The 14,465-nt window shown below is 63.4% G+C and carries 23 protein-coding genes; 13 read left to right on the plus strand and 10 right to left on the minus strand.

The features are described 5' to 3' along the window. Positions 1-266 precede the first annotated feature (266 nt). Genes OGL92_RS21370 through OGL92_RS21410 form a run of 9 tightly spaced genes read right to left on the minus strand, consistent with a single transcriptional unit; the run spans position 267 to position 4,355 of the window. Positions 267-836, minus strand: coding sequence for a hypothetical protein (locus OGL92_RS21370; RefSeq protein WP_263147730.1), 570 nt, complete (start codon positions 834-836; stop codon positions 267-269). Positions 837-848: 12 nt separating this feature from the next. Then, the gene (locus OGL92_RS21375; protein ID WP_263147732.1) at positions 849-1,166 is read right to left on the minus strand and encodes a hypothetical protein; all 318 of its coding nucleotides are present in this window, start codon (positions 1,164-1,166) and stop codon (positions 849-851) included. Then, on the minus strand, positions 1,163-1,408 hold the full coding sequence (locus OGL92_RS21380) for a hypothetical protein (RefSeq protein WP_263147735.1): 246 nt from the start codon (positions 1,406-1,408) through the stop codon (positions 1,163-1,165). The genes OGL92_RS21375 and OGL92_RS21380 overlap by 4 nt, the downstream gene beginning before the upstream one ends. Further along, positions 1,392-1,823, minus strand: coding sequence for a VRR-NUC domain-containing protein (locus OGL92_RS21385; protein ID WP_263147737.1), 432 nt, complete (start codon positions 1,821-1,823; stop codon positions 1,392-1,394). The genes OGL92_RS21380 and OGL92_RS21385 overlap by 17 nt, the downstream gene beginning before the upstream one ends. Further along, a complete protein-coding gene (locus OGL92_RS21390; RefSeq protein ID WP_263147740.1) occupies positions 1,820-2,131 on the minus strand; it encodes a DUF1364 domain-containing protein in 312 nt (103 codons plus the stop codon). Before OGL92_RS21390 ends, OGL92_RS21385 begins: the two co-directional genes overlap by 4 nt. Continuing rightward, the gene (locus tag OGL92_RS21395) at positions 2,131-2,805 is read right to left on the minus strand and encodes a replication protein P (protein WP_263147741.1); all 675 of its coding nucleotides are present in this window, start codon (positions 2,803-2,805) and stop codon (positions 2,131-2,133) included. Before OGL92_RS21395 ends, OGL92_RS21390 begins: the two co-directional genes overlap by 1 nt. After that, complete coding sequence (locus OGL92_RS21400; protein ID WP_263147743.1) at positions 2,805-3,623, minus strand: hypothetical protein; 819 nt, start codon at positions 3,621-3,623, stop codon at positions 2,805-2,807. Before OGL92_RS21400 ends, OGL92_RS21395 begins: the two co-directional genes overlap by 1 nt. Further along, entirely contained in the window at positions 3,623-4,045 is a 423-nt protein-coding gene (locus OGL92_RS21405) for a phage regulatory CII family protein (RefSeq protein WP_263147745.1), read from the minus strand. The genes OGL92_RS21400 and OGL92_RS21405 overlap by 1 nt, the downstream gene beginning before the upstream one ends. A gap of 58 nt (positions 4,046-4,103) precedes the next feature. Beyond that, entirely contained in the window at positions 4,104-4,355 is a 252-nt protein-coding gene (locus OGL92_RS21410; protein ID WP_263147747.1) for a helix-turn-helix domain-containing protein, read from the minus strand. An 88-nt stretch (positions 4,356-4,443) separates the two neighbouring features. Between OGL92_RS21410 and OGL92_RS21415 the strand changes: the two genes are divergently transcribed. The 13 genes from OGL92_RS21415 to OGL92_RS21475 all read left to right on the plus strand — a co-directional run bounded on the left by OGL92_RS21415 (position 4,444) and on the right by OGL92_RS21475 (position 13,082). Next, positions 4,444-5,202 (plus strand): helix-turn-helix transcriptional regulator, encoded by a 759-nt coding sequence (locus OGL92_RS21415; protein ID WP_263147749.1) that lies wholly within the window; start codon positions 4,444-4,446, stop codon positions 5,200-5,202. Between the two features lie 524 nt (positions 5,203-5,726). Beyond that, the gene (locus tag OGL92_RS21420; RefSeq protein ID WP_263147752.1) at positions 5,727-6,011 is read left to right on the plus strand and encodes a hypothetical protein; all 285 of its coding nucleotides are present in this window, start codon (positions 5,727-5,729) and stop codon (positions 6,009-6,011) included. 126 nt (positions 6,012-6,137) lie between these two features. Continuing rightward, the gene (locus tag OGL92_RS21425) at positions 6,138-6,278 is read left to right on the plus strand and encodes a hypothetical protein (protein ID WP_263147753.1); all 141 of its coding nucleotides are present in this window, start codon (positions 6,138-6,140) and stop codon (positions 6,276-6,278) included. Between the two features lie 244 nt (positions 6,279-6,522). Then, complete coding sequence (locus OGL92_RS21430; protein WP_263147755.1) at positions 6,523-6,840, plus strand: hypothetical protein; 318 nt, start codon at positions 6,523-6,525, stop codon at positions 6,838-6,840. A gap of 65 nt (positions 6,841-6,905) precedes the next feature. Further along, complete coding sequence (locus OGL92_RS21435) at positions 6,906-7,619, plus strand: hypothetical protein (RefSeq protein ID WP_263147757.1); 714 nt, start codon at positions 6,906-6,908, stop codon at positions 7,617-7,619. A gap of 48 nt (positions 7,620-7,667) precedes the next feature. Beyond that, positions 7,668-8,771, plus strand: a complete 1,104-nt coding sequence (locus tag OGL92_RS21440; protein ID WP_263147760.1) for a site-specific DNA-methyltransferase — start codon at positions 7,668-7,670, stop codon at positions 8,769-8,771. Positions 8,772-8,821: 50 nt separating this feature from the next. After that, on the plus strand, positions 8,822-9,862 hold the full coding sequence (locus OGL92_RS21445; protein ID WP_263147763.1) for a DNA cytosine methyltransferase: 1,041 nt from the start codon (positions 8,822-8,824) through the stop codon (positions 9,860-9,862). A 54-nt stretch (positions 9,863-9,916) separates the two neighbouring features. Beyond that, positions 9,917-11,002, plus strand: a complete 1,086-nt coding sequence (locus tag OGL92_RS21450) for a DUF550 domain-containing protein (RefSeq protein ID WP_263147765.1) — start codon at positions 9,917-9,919, stop codon at positions 11,000-11,002. Continuing rightward, entirely contained in the window at positions 10,999-11,316 is a 318-nt protein-coding gene (locus tag OGL92_RS21455; RefSeq protein WP_263147768.1) for a DUF4406 domain-containing protein, read from the plus strand. Before OGL92_RS21450 ends, OGL92_RS21455 begins: the two co-directional genes overlap by 4 nt. A 54-nt stretch (positions 11,317-11,370) precedes the next feature. Further along, positions 11,371-12,111: a hypothetical protein gene (locus OGL92_RS21460; RefSeq protein ID WP_263147771.1), complete on the plus strand. Its 741-nt coding sequence runs from the start codon at positions 11,371-11,373 to the stop codon at positions 12,109-12,111. Next, positions 12,108-12,530, plus strand: coding sequence for a hypothetical protein (locus OGL92_RS21465; RefSeq protein ID WP_263147774.1), 423 nt, complete (start codon positions 12,108-12,110; stop codon positions 12,528-12,530). The genes OGL92_RS21460 and OGL92_RS21465 overlap by 4 nt, the downstream gene beginning before the upstream one ends. Continuing rightward, complete coding sequence (locus OGL92_RS21470) at positions 12,527-12,778, plus strand: hypothetical protein (protein ID WP_263147776.1); 252 nt, start codon at positions 12,527-12,529, stop codon at positions 12,776-12,778. The genes OGL92_RS21465 and OGL92_RS21470 overlap by 4 nt, the downstream gene beginning before the upstream one ends. 31 nt (positions 12,779-12,809) lie before the next feature. Beyond that, the gene (locus OGL92_RS21475) at positions 12,810-13,082 is read left to right on the plus strand and encodes an AlpA family phage regulatory protein (RefSeq protein ID WP_346659504.1); all 273 of its coding nucleotides are present in this window, start codon (positions 12,810-12,812) and stop codon (positions 13,080-13,082) included. A gap of 17 nt (positions 13,083-13,099) precedes the next feature. On the opposite strand, the gene OGL92_RS21480 is transcribed toward OGL92_RS21475, so the two are convergent. Next, entirely contained in the window at positions 13,100-14,284 is a 1,185-nt protein-coding gene (locus tag OGL92_RS21480) for an integrase arm-type DNA-binding domain-containing protein (protein WP_263147779.1), read from the minus strand. Positions 14,285-14,465 lie beyond the last annotated feature (181 nt).

Consider the following 14,465-nt stretch of genomic DNA (forward strand, 5'->3'; position numbering starts at 1 on the left):
CAACGCGGGGTCTTTATCCGGCATCGTTCGTACTCGGTGGGGTTGTAAAAAAGCCCGGGGATCGGGCAAAGGAGCATCAGGGAATCCCGCTGCTCAACACGTAGGGGCCGCCGGCCAGGCGCTGGGGAATCGCGAGGGCGACGCCTGGCCGACGGCAGAAACGAAAAAGCCCCGGCACAGGGCCAGGGCTTTCGGTGGGGTCGGTTGTGATCTACTCACGCACCAAACCGCAGATTGGGAAATAATCTGCTCACTTGCTCACTTTGTCAAGCAGCACTGTCGACTGTTAATCCGTTCGCTTGCAGAATTGAATCAGCGGCTCGATAGGCCTCGGTTACCTGATCCTCCAGCCAGCGCCGCGTCACGGAACGCCACCGGCGCAATGTTCCCTCCGGCGTTCCCTCGTTGTCCCAGGTGTGCAACAGGTAGAACGCTGCCGGCAATGCCCGGCGCGACGTCTTGGTCCCCTCCTGCACGCCGGGCTTGCGAGGTATCGCCCAGGCCGTCACACACTTGGTGCGAAACAGCGCATGGGCGGGAGTTTTCACGCGCGGTATCAGCCACAAGACCGACTCTACGACCTCCGCCTCGCGGATCGAATATTTCGCCACCAGCGCGTGCCAGTGCAGCGGCTGGAGTTCACGGTGAAGCCGCGCCCGCGTCATTGCATCCTGGGTCATTCGCTCCTGTGGCGTGAGCGGGTACGGGTTGGCCGCCCGTAGCTCAGGGAAGCCTGCCTCATAGCGCTGTTGCCATTGCTGCTTCGCGGTGCCGTCGTTGGCCTCAATGCTCATGATTCGCGCGATCGCGACACCGGTATCTCGATAAACACTCATCCCCTACCCCCTTCAATCCCCGGTCCAGTTCCCACCGCCCCGGTGGTGATTGTTCGTTTGCCCCACATAATCGGCTCCGGGCCCGCTGATCACCCGCGGCGCCTGCAGCTTCTGGATCTGCGTCCGCGCTGCGGCCAACTGCATGCGCAGCTGGATGATCAGGTCCACCGGGTCGAGCGGCTCCCCATCGGCTGCCACCTGACCCGATCCGTGGCATTCCAGGCAGGGCATTTGGTAGAACAGCGAGCGAACCACACCCCGGCCGCTGCACGGCCTGCACATCACCAGTTCGCGCCGCTCGATATTCAGCGACGGGCCGTGTCGTTTCATGCGGCTGGCTCCATATGGCTGACGATCCACCGCGCCGCGTCCAGCGCGCTCGCGAATACGCCCATGGTTTTGCGTCGGCCATCCATGCCGGCGGGCTCCCACGTCTGGTACTTCCAAACCTTGCTGCCGTCCTCGGCATACCCCTGGATCGCCGCAATGGTGTAGCCGCGCGCGTTGGTCACGCTGCGAGACCCGGACGGCTGAAAGCCCAGGGCCGCCACATCCTCACCGAGCCGCAACACGGCCGACCACCTCGGTGCGCCCCGAGGCCAGGTAGGCCTCGATAACCTGTATCGCTTCATCTATCCCCCTGCATACGGTTGCGAAATACCCCTGCCGCTCCAGGGCAGCCAGGTATGCGCGTTGTGTGGGGGCGACCGCCGCGTCATTCGGCTTGGCCGCCTTGAATTCGATGTACAGCCCATGGAACCCGCCCCGGGGCATGGGCAGCACGATGTCGGGAACGCCCGCCTTCACGCCCTGGCGCTTGAGGTCGGCGGCGACCTTGATATGCCGATGCCCGCCATTGGGTACGTGGAAAGCCAGTGCGTGCGCTTCCGGATGCAGCAGGCGCAGCCAGTCGAACAGCGCCGCCTGCTCGGCGCCCTCGTAGTCAATCCGGGCGCCGGTCACGCGCCGTTTCAGCGGGAGTCTCATGCGGCAGCCCTCTGGACCTTGAGCTGCCCGCGCCGGGCCAGCTGCTGGAGCGTCAGCACGATGGCGCGATCCATCTGCGCCCGGCGCTCCTCCCGGGGCAGGCTGTTGCCGTTGTCGATGGCGTGGTGACAGGACAGGCAGAGCGCCGCGGTCAGGCAGTCGTCGACCTTCTGGCCCATTCCCTTGCCTTCGTTGCGGTGCGCGGCCTGGACGCCGTAGCCGTGACACAGCACGCACTGGTCGAGGGAGCGGACCGCATCGAGCCAGGCCTGGGAGCGATACGGCGGTTGCCGTTGACTGAGAGCCATCAGGCATCCCCCCTCAGCTTGGCGCGCAGCTCAGCCAGCGCCGCCTGACCCACCTCGGGCGTCATGCGCCCGTCCACCTGCTCAGGCAGTGCCAGCGGCATCGCTTTCAGCTTTTCCCCCGCCACCAGCAGGCGCACCGCGATGGCGTAGTTCCGGTCGAACAGCTTGCGGCTGGCATCAAGCGGCAGCTTGTTCAGGTTGAGGTAACCGCTCTCGCAGGCCGCGTGGTAGACCGCGTCGTGGCTCCAACGGGCAACGCCGGCCATGGCTGGGTGGACGTTGCGGATCGCCTCGCGGTAAGCCTTGTCGGGTGACGGAAGCCCCAGGGCCTCCGGGGTCGGCTGGCACCACTCCACAAACCGGCCCAGGCTGGGAACGAAGTCCTCCCCGCTCTGCCGGCAACGCATGATCCCGTGGCGGATCTGCTCGACACTGCGGATGCCCGCCGCGGCGAAGCCCTTGACCCAGGTGCGTTTCGCGTTGTCCTCGTCGGCTTGCGTGGGCCAGGCCTGGCGCCAGGCCGGGAAGATCGCCCGGAGTTCATCGAACAGGGTGTTCACGACCGACACCGCTTGCGGGTCCAGGGTGATCGAGCGTGGCGCCTTCCCGGTGGCGGCGGCCATGGCTCCCAGGTTGCCCTGCAGGGCGGTGGCGACTTGGTGGGCGTCTCGCATCACAGCACCCCCAGGTCATCGGCCCAGGAACTGGAGTTGCCGGCCGGCTGGCTAAGCCCCCGCCGCTCGGCGTCCCCACGAACCCAGTTGCGCCAGGTGGCGAACCAGTCGGCCTTCCGGGCGGCGGCGCCGGCCCTGGCGTGCCAGTAGTCCCTGAAGCGATCAGCCGAGGCGCGAATCTGCGGCTCACCCAACCCCGGGAGGTTTTCCAGCGCCCAGCCCAGGTATTCGCCAGGAAGAACCCAGTCGCGAGGCAAGCGCGTTCCGCGCGCCGTGCTCTCCCCCTGATTGGTATCCTGATTACTGGTACCCTGATTTGTCGGAGATTTTTCCGACCCCTCTCGGATTTTTTTCCGATCTGTCTCGGAAATTTCTCCGACCTGGGTCGGATTATTTTCCGACCCCGAAATAGGGTCTTGCTCGGAATATCCTCCGACCTCGGAAGAATTTCCGACCTCGGATATTTTTCCGCTCTCTTGGTGGGTCGGATATTTTTCCGAACCATCGACCTTGCGATTCCACTCCCGGCCCTTCCGGGTCAGGCGGATCAGCGTCACGTGGGGGGTGCTCGACAGTTGGATCAGGCCCGAGGCGTCCAATTGCTTGAGCAGCCGATACACCGTGTCGGGCTTGTCCGTGAGCAGGGGCAGTTCCTCCAGCACCTTGGCCTTGCTCAGGGCATAGAACACCCCGTCTTCACGCTTGGTCGGCCGGGCCCAGGACGGGCACTCGTAGACGAACGCGAACAGGAGCGCCTGCTGGGCATTGAGCCCCCACTCCAATGCCTTCGCCTGGTTGATCGTGATGGTGTACTGCATCACGCAGCCCTCACGGACTGTTCGAACAGGTCCAGCACCTCGCGGACGTGGCCGATTTCTTTACGAATCGCAGCCTTCTCCGTCTGGCTGACGTGCTGGTCGTCCAGCGCCTGATGCACGGTGATCGTGAGCTCGGCGAACTCCTTGCCCGCAGCGATCATGCACTGCGGCAGCGTTGCCGGCGCCGGCCGTTTCTTGGCTACCAGCTCGAACCCAAACGCATCTGCCAGTGCCTCAAGCGGCCGGCAATCACGGGTATGCAGCAGGATCTGGAACAGGTGGTTGATTGTCAGCCGGTGCGTGTCGTTGTCCGGGTTCGCCCGTTGCAACAGGCTCACGTGCGGCAGCCCCATCGAGGCGGCCAGCGCCTTGGCGTCGTTGTCGAGCACAGCCGCGTGGCAGGCCCTTAGGAAAAGGTCCATGTGTAAATCCTCGCGTGTGTTTCCGTGGAGCCGCGCGGTAGGCGCTGGCAACCTAAAGTCAGTTGGTGCACGGAGCGTCATCGAACACGTCGGGCCGCAACTGCTGCCGAGTTACACGACCACCCAAAGCCTTCTCAATGGCCTTCGCCATTGGCGCGCCAGGGGGGCGCCCACAGGCGAGTACTTGCCGCAGATATTCCACTGAGGTTCCGGCGGCGCTGGCCGCCTCTACCCGCTGCTGAACTGTGAGCCCCTTCCAGACCACCTTCAGGGCCTTGCTTAACCGCTCGTGCTGAACAATTTGGGTCATATTATGTACCTCCTAGGTACATAATGACTTCCGCGAGTTGTACCGTCAAGGTTCTGTACTTATTTGGTACAGATGTTCAAATAACTAAATGACAGACATCACCTCCATTCGCCGCTCTAACGCCCTCGTTCTCGCCGATCAGGTGGGAGGTACTGGCGCATTTGCAGCCCGCATAGATAGAGAGCCCACCCAGGTCAGTCGGTTAATAGGCTCGAACCCCACCAAGAACATCGGCAATAAGCTCGCCCGCCATATTGAGAAAATGTTTGGCAGGCCTTCCGGCTGGCTGGATCTGGTCCACGAAAGTCGCAGCACGACCGAGCGCACAGCCGAGTCAAATGCCCAATGGATCGGCCCCATGTGTCCATGGAGTGACGAGACCACGCTCGAAGAGGATGAAGTGGAAGTGCCTCTATACAAGGAAGTGGAATTAGCCGCTGGCGACGGGCGCACGGAAGTCCGGGCCGTTCCTGGGCGCAAACTGCGTTTCTCCTATGCCACCCTACGAGCGGCGGGCGTGGACCCTGAGTCCGCAATCTGCGCTCAACTGACCGGTAACAGCATGGAGCCGCTCATAATGGACGGTTCGACGGTGGGCGTAGACATCGGCATGACCAACGTTGTCGACGGAGAAATTTACGCTCTCGACCACGGCGGCATGCTCCGCGTAAAGTTCTTGTACCGCTTGCCTGGCGGTGGGCTGCGACTGCGCAGCTTCAACCGCGACGAGTACGCCGACGAGGACTATGCGGCGGACCAGATAGCAAACCAAGGCCTCCGGGTTATCGGATGGGTCTTCTGGTGGTCAACGATCCGCAGCCGCCGCAGCCTTCGACTAGCCCGCTAGCCGTCTCCAAGCCCCGCAAGTCGGGGCTTTTTTGTGCCCGCCATACTCCGTTAAACCAAACCTGACTTTGCGTCGACCAAAACGATACATCCACTATTGACGATGTACCTTTTTGGTTCTATTGTTCGCCTTACGGTCATGTACCAAAAAGGAACATGAACAGGCTCTTTAACAATCTGGACAGCACAACAGACCGCATTGCCTCTACGGCGACCGGCGATCAGACAGGCGAACGAGGAAAGCCTGCCCACGCGATGGCATCCCTGTGTTTCGGGGTGACCGGGACGGCTGATCGAGGGCGACACGCCCACGCGAACGACCCGGCATGCAATGCGCCCCGCCATCCCCCGGCGGTAATGGGGCAGGCACCCAACTGCGCCGCGCGGAAATCGGCGCCGCGGTGTGGGGCCTGACATCGATAGAGAAGTACCCGCGCAATACCCCAGCAGGTGAGCGCGGAAAGCATCACTGAAGCGCCTTCGCCCGAGGGCGCTTTGGGATGTAAACCAACCCAGGAGAAACACATGGGCAACACTGACACTCTCGCAAAGCTCGCCACTTCGCTGCTCGAAAAGCAGGAACCATTCAAGGTAGGCGATCTGATCAACTGGAAGGAAGGCCTGAAAAATCGGATGTCGAAAGGCCCTCTTGTGGTTACGGCCGTACTGAGCCAGGTGGTTTTCGACGGGGAAATGAACTCAGGAAAACCGGAGTTCCGCGAGCCGCTTGATATCAAGGCAGCGACTCTGGGTAGCGATGGTGAACTGATCGAATATCACTTCGACTCCCGACGTTTCCGCCTGGCCTGAGCCAGACACTCGCGCGGTGACAGCCGGGAAAGACCGGCACCCCTCCCCTCGCATCCATACGTCGACACCCTGCAATCGCTCCAGGGTGCCGACCTCTGCATGCCCATAAACCCCCGAGGTCTACCCATGAAACCGATTTCCAAAGAGACAATCGTCGACCTGGTGCGCGCGCTGATCGAGGCCGGCGCATACCTTCCCGATCAGCTGATCCGTCAGCCGTTCCGCCAGGGTGGCGTCTGGACCGCGGTGATTCGCGATGCAGCCTAAACCCCTGACCCGGATCACCCAGGTGCGCGCCGCCCCGCTCCAGAATCTGGATCTGCCCAACATCTGCGACCTCTGCGGTTTCAGCCGGAACAAGGGCAGTCACGCGAAATGCTCACGGCGCCGCCAGGCGCTCAACCGGCACAAATGGGTAGCTCGCGATGGTTCGTAACCTGTTCATGGCCATGCTGGTGAGCGTGGCCGCCTGGGTGTTCGTGCTGTCGGTGATGATCGGAGGGTGGGCGCCATGGCTCTGACCAATGCCGAGCGCAAGCGCCGCCAGCGGGAGCGCGCCCAAGCCGAGGCTCAGCGCCTGGGCATCACCGAACGCACCTGGCCGGTATCCGCTGGAGTGGATGACGCCCTGCGCCGACTCTGCGAGCGCCACGGGTTCGACGACTGGCGCGAGCTGCTCCAGGTCGTGCTGCTGAACGCCGACCGTGCCGGCGACGCCGCAGCGTTCCTCTTCGCCGTGCCGCGTCACGAAATCACCGTCAACGAAAGCGTGACATCAGCCATTCAGCTGGCCGGCGCCCAAGCAGCAGGCGCCCTGCTGGACGAATAACCCAACCTCTCATTGCCCGCCAGCTCCAGTCGGGAGCCAAGGCGTAGCCATGCCCGGAGAAAGCCATGCCCTACCTCGCCCGCGTCAACCCGAAGTACTTCGCTGCCATTCACCAATGCGCTGCGCAGAAAGATTACCGCTATTACCTCAATGCAATTCACATCGAGTCGCACCCCAAAGGCGGTGTGGTGTTGTGCGCAACGAACGGCCATTTCCTGGGCGCTATCCATGACCCCGACGGCTGGATCGCACCGGGGATGCAGTCGGTGCTGGTCGCGTCTGTCTCCAAGCGCCTGCTTTCCGCGTGTCTTGCCCGGCGTGGTCCAGACGGCGAGCCGCCGGCAGTGCTGTGGGTCGCAGAGAAATATTCTCTGCTCTCCAGCATCGAAGATGCAGCCGACGAACCGGAGCTGTTCGGTGAGCATACCCATCTGACTGAACGCACCGAGCTGATTGATGGCCGCTTTCCCGATTGGCGCCGAGTCGTCCCCTCCCAACGCCAGCCCTTTACCGGCCAATTTCCTTGCGTCAATGGTGAGTATCTGGAGGTGTTCAACAGAATCGGCGTGATGCTCTCCGGGCAGAAGCGCTTCGGTGGCGGTGGGATGTATCTGGAATCCAGCGCTGAAAATGCCGCGATCATCGTTCGTTTCAACTCCTCTGAACTGATTGAGCGGTTCCTTGGTGTTGTCATGCCCCTGAAGGGTGACGGAGTGAAATCCATCCTGCCCGGCTGGGCGATGCCCGAAGCGCCACCCACCGATTCGAAAGCCGCCTAACACCTGCTGAACATTAGCTGCCGGCCTCGATGGCGGTAAGGACTGCCCATGCCCGATCACCAGATACTGGTCGGCGACTGCATCACCTCGATGCGGACGCTACCGGCCGCCTCTGTTCATACCTGCATCACCTCCCCGCCCTACTACGGGCTCAGGGACTACGGCGTCGAGGGCCAGATCGGCCTGGAGGAAACCCCCGCCGAGTTCATCGCCCGCCTGGTCGACGTGTTCCGCGAGGTGCGCCGGGTCCTGCGGGATGACGGCACGCTGTGGGTCAACATGGGTGACAGCTACACGAGTGGCAATCGCGGTTATCGCGCCCTGGACAAGAAGATACCGGCCCGAGAGATGAACGCTCGCCCCAGCCCCCCCGAGGGTTTGAAGGCAAAGGACTTAATCGGCATTCCCTGGCGTCTGGCCTTCGCCCTGCAGTACGATGGCTGGTACCTACGACAGGACATCATCTGGCAAAAACCCAACCCGATGCCGGAAAGCACCCGGGATCGCTGCACGAAGGCCCACGAATACGTGTTCCTGCTGAGCAAGCAACCGAAGTACTTCTTCGATCAGGATGCAATTCGGGAGCCGGCCACCTCCGGCCGCACCCCCACCGGCGTCGGTTTCGGTCACGGCTACGATGTGAAACCTAAGCCCCGCGTCGCCAAGCCCACCGGCTGGGCAGATCAGGGGCCAAGGGACGCAGTCAGCTGGGCCACGGAGCAGCGGCAGGGCCGCGGCAGCAAGCGCAACAGCTTCTCCCGCGAATCGAAGTACTCCGCTGGCGAACATGGGCAGAAGGCGCAGCATCGCCCAGGGCGCCAAGACGTGGAATACAGCCACACCCGAAACAAGCGCAGCGTCTGGACGGTGGCCACCCACCCATTCAAACAGGCGCATTTCGCGACATTCCCGCCCGACCTGATCCGGCCCTGTGTACTGGCCGGCTCCCCGCGCGGCGGTCTGGTGCTGGACCCATTCGGCGGCGCCGGTACCACCGCGCTGGTGGCCATGCAGGAAGGCCGCCGCTCCGTCCTCTGCGAACTGAACCCCGAATACGCCGCCCTCGCCCGCGCGCGCCTTGATCGCGCTTGGCTCGACGGCGCCACCCAGCTGGACCTCCTGCACGACACCCTAGCCACGGCCAGCGCCTGACCCCTACCGATCACACGAACCGCCAGCAGCGCCGGCGGTGAGGACTCCCCATGGCCGCCTACTACAACGAACACGAGCCGTTCGCGGCGCAGTGGATACGAAACCTCATCGCCGCCGGCCTCGTAGCGCCTGGCGATGTCGACGAACGATCGATCGAGGATGTGCACCCCGATGACCTCCGCCCCTACACCCAATGTCATTTTTTCGCAGGAATTGCAATCTGGTCCTACTCCCTTCGCCTCGCCGGATGGCCCGACGATCGACCTGTTTGGACCGGTTCCTGTCCTTGCCAACCTTTCTCCGCGGCAGGCGCGGGAGCTGGGTTTGATGACCCGCGCCACCTCTGGCCACATTTTGCCTGGCTCATCCGCGAGCGCCGCCCTTCAGTCGTGTTTGGAGAGCAGGTTGCGAGCAAGGACGCAGGACCGTGGGTCGACCTTGTACAAGCTGACCTGGAAGCCTTGGAATACGCCTTCGGGGCAGTCCCGTTCCCGTCTGCGGGCGTCGGTGCTCCGCACATCCGGGACCGGCTTTTCTGGATGGCCCACCGCCACGTCGACAGACGCCCTCCGGCACCCCGGACGCGATTTCACCACCAAGAATATTACGCTGAATCACGCGGCCTCACTGGTGGGATGGGGCACTCCGACAGCGAGCGAGTGCGGCGGTACCGCCGAGCGTTTCCTGGAGCGGAAGGGCCAGCTGCAGGGGAAATGCGGGGCCAGCCTGACGCCCCTCAATCTCCAGGTGCAATTGGCATCGTGGCCAACGCCCAATGCCGGCACCCCCCAAAGCCTTCGGGGAGCCGGCCAGGACCCGGAAACGCGGAAGGCACAAGGGCGCCAGGTGGATTTGAAGGATGCGGTTCGCGCCCTGATTCACGATCAGCCGGCCCGGTTAACGGCTTCTGGCGAGATGCTGATTGGCTCCTCTGCCGGGATGGGAGGTGGAGGCCAACTGAACCCGGCACATTCCCGCTGGCTCATGGGGCTCCCTCCCGAGTGGGACGCCTGCGCGCCTACGGCAACGCCATCAACGCGGAAGCGGCGGCAGCGTTCATAGAGGCCGCCATGGGCTGCATGCCCGCCTGATCCCCTCTCACCTTCCACCAGCCGCCCGCGACCCGCCGGCGGATAGGAAACCCTATGCCCAACGAAAACCGCACCCCGCTTCAACCCGCCCCTGTCGAGCGCGACGAAAAGGGCTGGTGGACGCACCCTGAGTACGAAGAATGGCTCGGCGACCGAGAGCGTATTACCAGCGCAGAGTTCGATGCCTGGTACGCAACCCGGGCGATCACAATCGCAATCCGCTGGATGGATGGCGATGTGACCGACGATCAGTTCAAGTCCTACTTTGAGCAGGACTGCGATTGCTCTTCCTGGCAGCCCACCCCACCTTGCGGCGCTGGATGGTTCTTGCTCTCGATCCATGACACCGAGGACGGCCCCGTCAGTTTATGGGCGCGGCCTGCTCCGGGCGCCGACCTGCAGGGCGAGATCACGAAGCTGGTGGGCGAGTCCGCGCAACCCGGCGTGTCGGGGCTGGTGGAGGCACTGCACACCGCCCGCTCGAATTTCCGTATCACGCTAGAAATGCTAGACGCCATTCCTGAATCGAAATGGTCAGGCCATCTGGACAGAGCCCATCAGTACGCCACACAGGGAAGAGATCTAACCGAACAGGCCCTCGCCGCCTGGCGCGCCCAGGGCGGCCAGCAACCCCTAGTGTCGGATAATTTCCGGCTTGAACATCACCTGCTCCGACAACGGGATTTCAGCGAGCGGACATTTGGCCCAGGGCCCCGCGTCGCAGGTGTCCTTGACCACATCCGCAAGGAGCTGCTCGAGATCGAGGAAAATCCCGGCGATCTGACCGAATGGATCGACGTCGTAATTCTGGCCCTGGATGGCGCATGGCGCACCGGCGCAACACCCTCTCAGATCATCGAAGCCCTTGTCGCCAAACAGGAGAAGAACGAGGCACGCTCCTGGCCGGACTGGCGATCGGTGCCAGTTGGCTGTGCAATCGAGCATGACCGCACGAACGAACCAATCGACGACAGCACCTACTTCGTCATGCGCAACGCCGGCAACAAGGTCTTCGTGAAGCACGGCCCGTTCTTCGTGAGCCAGGACGGACTTACCCAGGACTGGGGTAAGGGTTGGACACGCATTAAAGCAGACTCTATTGAGCATGCGCGCCAGATCGGCGAGGGATTATTGCCATGACCCAGCGCCTCTATCTCGCCGGCCCCATGACCGGCCTGCCTGAGTTCAATTACCCGGCATTCCACGCAGAGGCCGCCCGGCTGCGTGCCCTCGGGTACGACGTGGAAAACCCAGCCGAGAACCCGGCACCGCCCTGCGGATCCTGGCTTGGGTACATGCGCCTCGGCCTGCGCCAGCTCCTGGCCTGCGACGGCGTGGCCCTCCTACCTGGCTGGCGTGACTCTCGCGGCGCATGGGTGGAATGCATGGTCGCTCACTCCCTGGGCCTGCCTGTGACGATGGCAGCCGATCTGCAGCACGCGCCAACCGCGTAACCACTACCCCATCACCACAACGGCCCGCGCCTCGCCCGGGCTGGAGGATCTGCTATGTCCGATGAAAATGACACTCTCACCATCGCCGACTATGAGGAAGTGCTGGCCGGCCATCGCCGCCTGGTACGCGAATTGGACGTGGCCTTGAACGGTGAGGCCGGTGCCGCTCCGCAGGCCAGCCTCTGCGACATCGTGGGCCAAGTCGCCTCTGCTGTGCGCCTCGCTGGGAAGCCCCTACTGGTTGAAATTGAGAAGCTGCGGGAATTGAACCGAGACCTCGAGGCACAGCTGCACGATGCTGAGGAGCGCGCCGGCAGCGCCAGTCGCAACGCCAGCGCATTCGAGGAGCGAATGGGCGACCTGCAGGTGCAGATCGGCAAATTGCAGGGTCGACTGAATGCGGTCCACTCCGAACGTTCGCGACGATTGGAGCAGATGTACAACATGCTCGGCGTTAATGGCCAAGTGCAGGCAGTCGAGCGTATTGGCTTCCTTGTCGGGCAATCGATCATGGTACCGAAGCTCGAGGCACAGTTGACGCGCGGCGCCGCCTACGTCGAGGCCGAGCCGGTGGACGCCCATCATCCCAACGTATCGGGGCTGGTGGAGACGTTGGAGTACTACGCCAAGGGGCATCACCTAGTGCTCTTCGATTCCAGCTGGGACACCTGCAGCGGCGAGCCAGCGAACTGGCTGCATGATGAAGCAGGAACGGCCAGCGTCGAGGATGGCTCGGTCGCAAAGGCCGCCCTCGCCGCCTGGCGCGCCCAGCAGGGCGAAGGGGGTGCGCAATGACTTCCAGCACCCTGGCCGCCAAACGCCAGCGCGCCGAGCACGTCAACCAGGCCATTCGCATCATCGCGAACCATGGAAATCGCTTCTTTTTCAACGACAAGCACCAGAGGTACGCGAGGGTTGAGGTCGATGACCGTGGCCGAGTTTGGTTCGTGGACGATTACAGCAACAAGCGGATCTACACCCACCCCACGACGTGGGGCGGCAGGTGGAAAGGGTTCTCGCACGGAGGGACGTTGCGCTCACTGGTGGAGTTGTTCCGGGACTACATCAGGACCGGCGTGCCCCTGACGCCCAGCTGGCTCGGGCTCAACCGCTGGGGCGGAGGGGAGTATGATCAGCCCGTAATGGACGCCGTCCGCCAGCAAGCAGGCGCGCTACCGGTGTTCACCCAGCAGGGCAACGGGGGTGCGCCGTGACCCCTCGCCTACCCCAGGCCGTTGCCATCGTCGACCTGAATTGCCACGAGACCTGGGTAACGCTCACCCCTGACGCAGACGGCCGACTCCACCCTGGCGATCGCCTCGTGCGCGAGGCCGACGTGATCGAGCTGCTGGAGCGCCTGCGCGTCGACGCATCCGCCATCCCTGCCGATCAGTGGGACGCCCGCGCCCTCGACCTCGCCCGCCAGCTCTGGCAACTGCCGCCGCCGATTCCGGCCGGCTGATCAACCCCAACACCAGACAGTTGCCGGCCAGATGCCGGCGGAGGATCTGCTTGTGCATGCATCACGATTCGAGCCATCGACTCGCCCGTCCAACACCCCGAACGCCCCGCAGCCGGCGCTGGACTCCCTGCTACGGATCACCGAAGTCAGTAGGCAGGTCGGCCTTGGGAAAAGCGCCATCTACGACCTGATCAACGCCGGCGCCTTCCCTGCGCCCATCAAGATAGGTTGCGCTTCCAGATGGTCGCAGCTTGAACTACAGGAGTGGATCGAGGGCCGCAAGCGCGGCCGCTCGGCGGCGTGAGCATCTTCCAGCGAAGCTCACTCTGCCAGGGCACTGCGACAGGACTCCACCCAGTCGGCCCACACCTGCATCATTTCTCGGCGCTCGTCGAGATAGACGGCGTGGTTGTAGGCCGCCCGGGTGCGGTTCTTGTCCTTGTGCGCCATTTGAACGTCAATTACCTGGATGCGGAATCTCTGCATTTCCTCCAGGTGGGTGTTCGCGGTGGCCCGAAAGTCGTGGCAGTGCCAGCCTTTCAGCCCCATGTACTCCATCGCCCGATTGAGCGTCGTCGCGCTGATGGGCTGGGTGGGGACCTTCAAGCCCGGGAACAGCAGATCGCCGCCGGTGATCCCGCGCAGCTCCCTCAGCAGCTCCACTGCCTGCGTCGGTAGCGGCACCAGGTGAACGCGCCGTTTCTTCATCCGTTCCGCCGGGATTGTCCAGAGTGCACCATCCAGGTCGAACTCCGACCACCTGGCAGCTCGCAGCTCGACTGTTCGCGTGAACAGCAAGGGCAGGAGACGAAGGGCGATGACGGTGCCCCGGAAGCCCTTATAGCGATCAACTGCCGCCAGGTAGATACCCAACTGCTCCCTCGACATTGGCTGGCTGTGGTCGATCGGCCCCCTTTCAACCGCTCCCCTCACCGCTGCAGCTGGATCAGCATCGGCTCGCAGCGTGACCACCCCATAGCAGAAGACCGCCGATATCCACTGGCGCACCTGTAGGGCGTATGCCGAGGCGCCGCGGCCATCCATCTTGCGCATGATGTCGAGGACCTGCGCCGCGGTGATTTCCCGCATGGGCAGCCTACCGATCAGCGGGAAAACGTTCCGCTCGAACGCGCGCAGAATCTGGTCGCGGTACTTCTCGGTGCGCTTGGCGAGCCGCTCCGCAACCCACTCCTCCGCAACCACTTGGAACGTGTTCCTGTTCTCCGCCAGTTGCTGGGCCTTCGCCGACTTACGCGCGTGCGCAGGGTGCTTTCCTGCGCGGACCAGGTCGCGCGCGGAATCGCGCTCTGCACGCGCATCCGCGAGGGATACGGCAGGGTAAGCCCCTATGGCGTAGGTGTTCTCCTTGCCGGCCAGCCTGTAGCGATAGCGCCACAGCTTCGAGCCGTTGGGGCGAACCTCCAGGAAAAGGCCACCGCTGTCGGTGAGCTTGATCGGGGCTTCGCCAGGTTTAGCCTGGCGGATCTTCACATCGGTCAGAGCCATGCGGGTATGCGGGTATCGGGTTGTGATACCCGCAACCATACCCGCTATTTTTCAGGATGTCTGTGCGCCGGGGCGGACAAGGAAAGACGGAAAGCCAGGAAAAACGGGCTTGGCATCAGAAGGAAAGGACAGGGGCGGACCGGCGCGGATACACATCATGCTTATCGATCATCAACAGCAT

The organism is Pseudomonas sp. RIT-PI-AD, from assembly GCF_025642785.1.
In the GTDB taxonomy this organism is placed as follows: Bacteria; Pseudomonadota; Gammaproteobacteria; order Pseudomonadales; family Pseudomonadaceae; genus Pseudomonas_T.

Coding starts and splice junctions, on each gene's coding strand:
- OGL92_RS21455 (WP_263147768.1), top strand. CDS start 10,999: ATGACCCAGCGCCTCTATCTCGCCGGCCCCATGACCGGCCTGCCTGAG.
- OGL92_RS21480 (WP_263147779.1), bottom strand. CDS start 14,284: ATGGCTCTGACCGATGTGAAGATCCGCCAGGCTAAACCTGGCGAAGCC.
- OGL92_RS21375 (WP_263147732.1), bottom strand. CDS start 1,166: ATGAAACGACACGGCCCGTCGCTGAATATCGAGCGGCGCGAACTGGTG.
- OGL92_RS21410 (WP_263147747.1), bottom strand. CDS start 4,355: ATGACCCAAATTGTTCAGCACGAGCGGTTAAGCAAGGCCCTGAAGGTG.
- OGL92_RS21390 (WP_263147740.1), bottom strand. CDS start 2,131: ATGGCTCTCAGTCAACGGCAACCGCCGTATCGCTCCCAGGCCTGGCTC.
- OGL92_RS21385 (WP_263147737.1), bottom strand. CDS start 1,823: ATGAGACTCCCGCTGAAACGGCGCGTGACCGGCGCCCGGATTGACTAC.
- OGL92_RS21420 (WP_263147752.1), top strand. CDS start 5,727: ATGGGCAACACTGACACTCTCGCAAAGCTCGCCACTTCGCTGCTCGAA.
- OGL92_RS21400 (WP_263147743.1), bottom strand. CDS start 3,623: ATGCAGTACACCATCACGATCAACCAGGCGAAGGCATTGGAGTGGGGG.
- OGL92_RS21370 (WP_263147730.1), bottom strand. CDS start 836: ATGAGTGTTTATCGAGATACCGGTGTCGCGATCGCGCGAATCATGAGC.
- OGL92_RS21415 (WP_263147749.1), top strand. CDS start 4,444: ATGACAGACATCACCTCCATTCGCCGCTCTAACGCCCTCGTTCTCGCC.
- OGL92_RS21440 (WP_263147760.1), top strand. CDS start 7,668: ATGCCCGATCACCAGATACTGGTCGGCGACTGCATCACCTCGATGCGG.
- OGL92_RS21435 (WP_263147757.1), top strand. CDS start 6,906: ATGCCCTACCTCGCCCGCGTCAACCCGAAGTACTTCGCTGCCATTCAC.
- OGL92_RS21395 (WP_263147741.1), bottom strand. CDS start 2,805: ATGCGAGACGCCCACCAAGTCGCCACCGCCCTGCAGGGCAACCTGGGA.
- OGL92_RS21445 (WP_263147763.1), top strand. CDS start 8,822: ATGGCCGCCTACTACAACGAACACGAGCCGTTCGCGGCGCAGTGGATA.
- OGL92_RS21465 (WP_263147774.1), top strand. CDS start 12,108: ATGACTTCCAGCACCCTGGCCGCCAAACGCCAGCGCGCCGAGCACGTC.
- OGL92_RS21460 (WP_263147771.1), top strand. CDS start 11,371: ATGTCCGATGAAAATGACACTCTCACCATCGCCGACTATGAGGAAGTG.
- OGL92_RS21475 (WP_346659504.1), top strand. CDS start 12,810: ATGCCGGCGGAGGATCTGCTTGTGCATGCATCACGATTCGAGCCATCG.
- OGL92_RS21450 (WP_263147765.1), top strand. CDS start 9,917: ATGCCCAACGAAAACCGCACCCCGCTTCAACCCGCCCCTGTCGAGCGC.
- OGL92_RS21425 (WP_263147753.1), top strand. CDS start 6,138: ATGAAACCGATTTCCAAAGAGACAATCGTCGACCTGGTGCGCGCGCTG.
- OGL92_RS21405 (WP_263147745.1), bottom strand. CDS start 4,045: ATGGACCTTTTCCTAAGGGCCTGCCACGCGGCTGTGCTCGACAACGAC.
- OGL92_RS21430 (WP_263147755.1), top strand. CDS start 6,523: ATGGCTCTGACCAATGCCGAGCGCAAGCGCCGCCAGCGGGAGCGCGCC.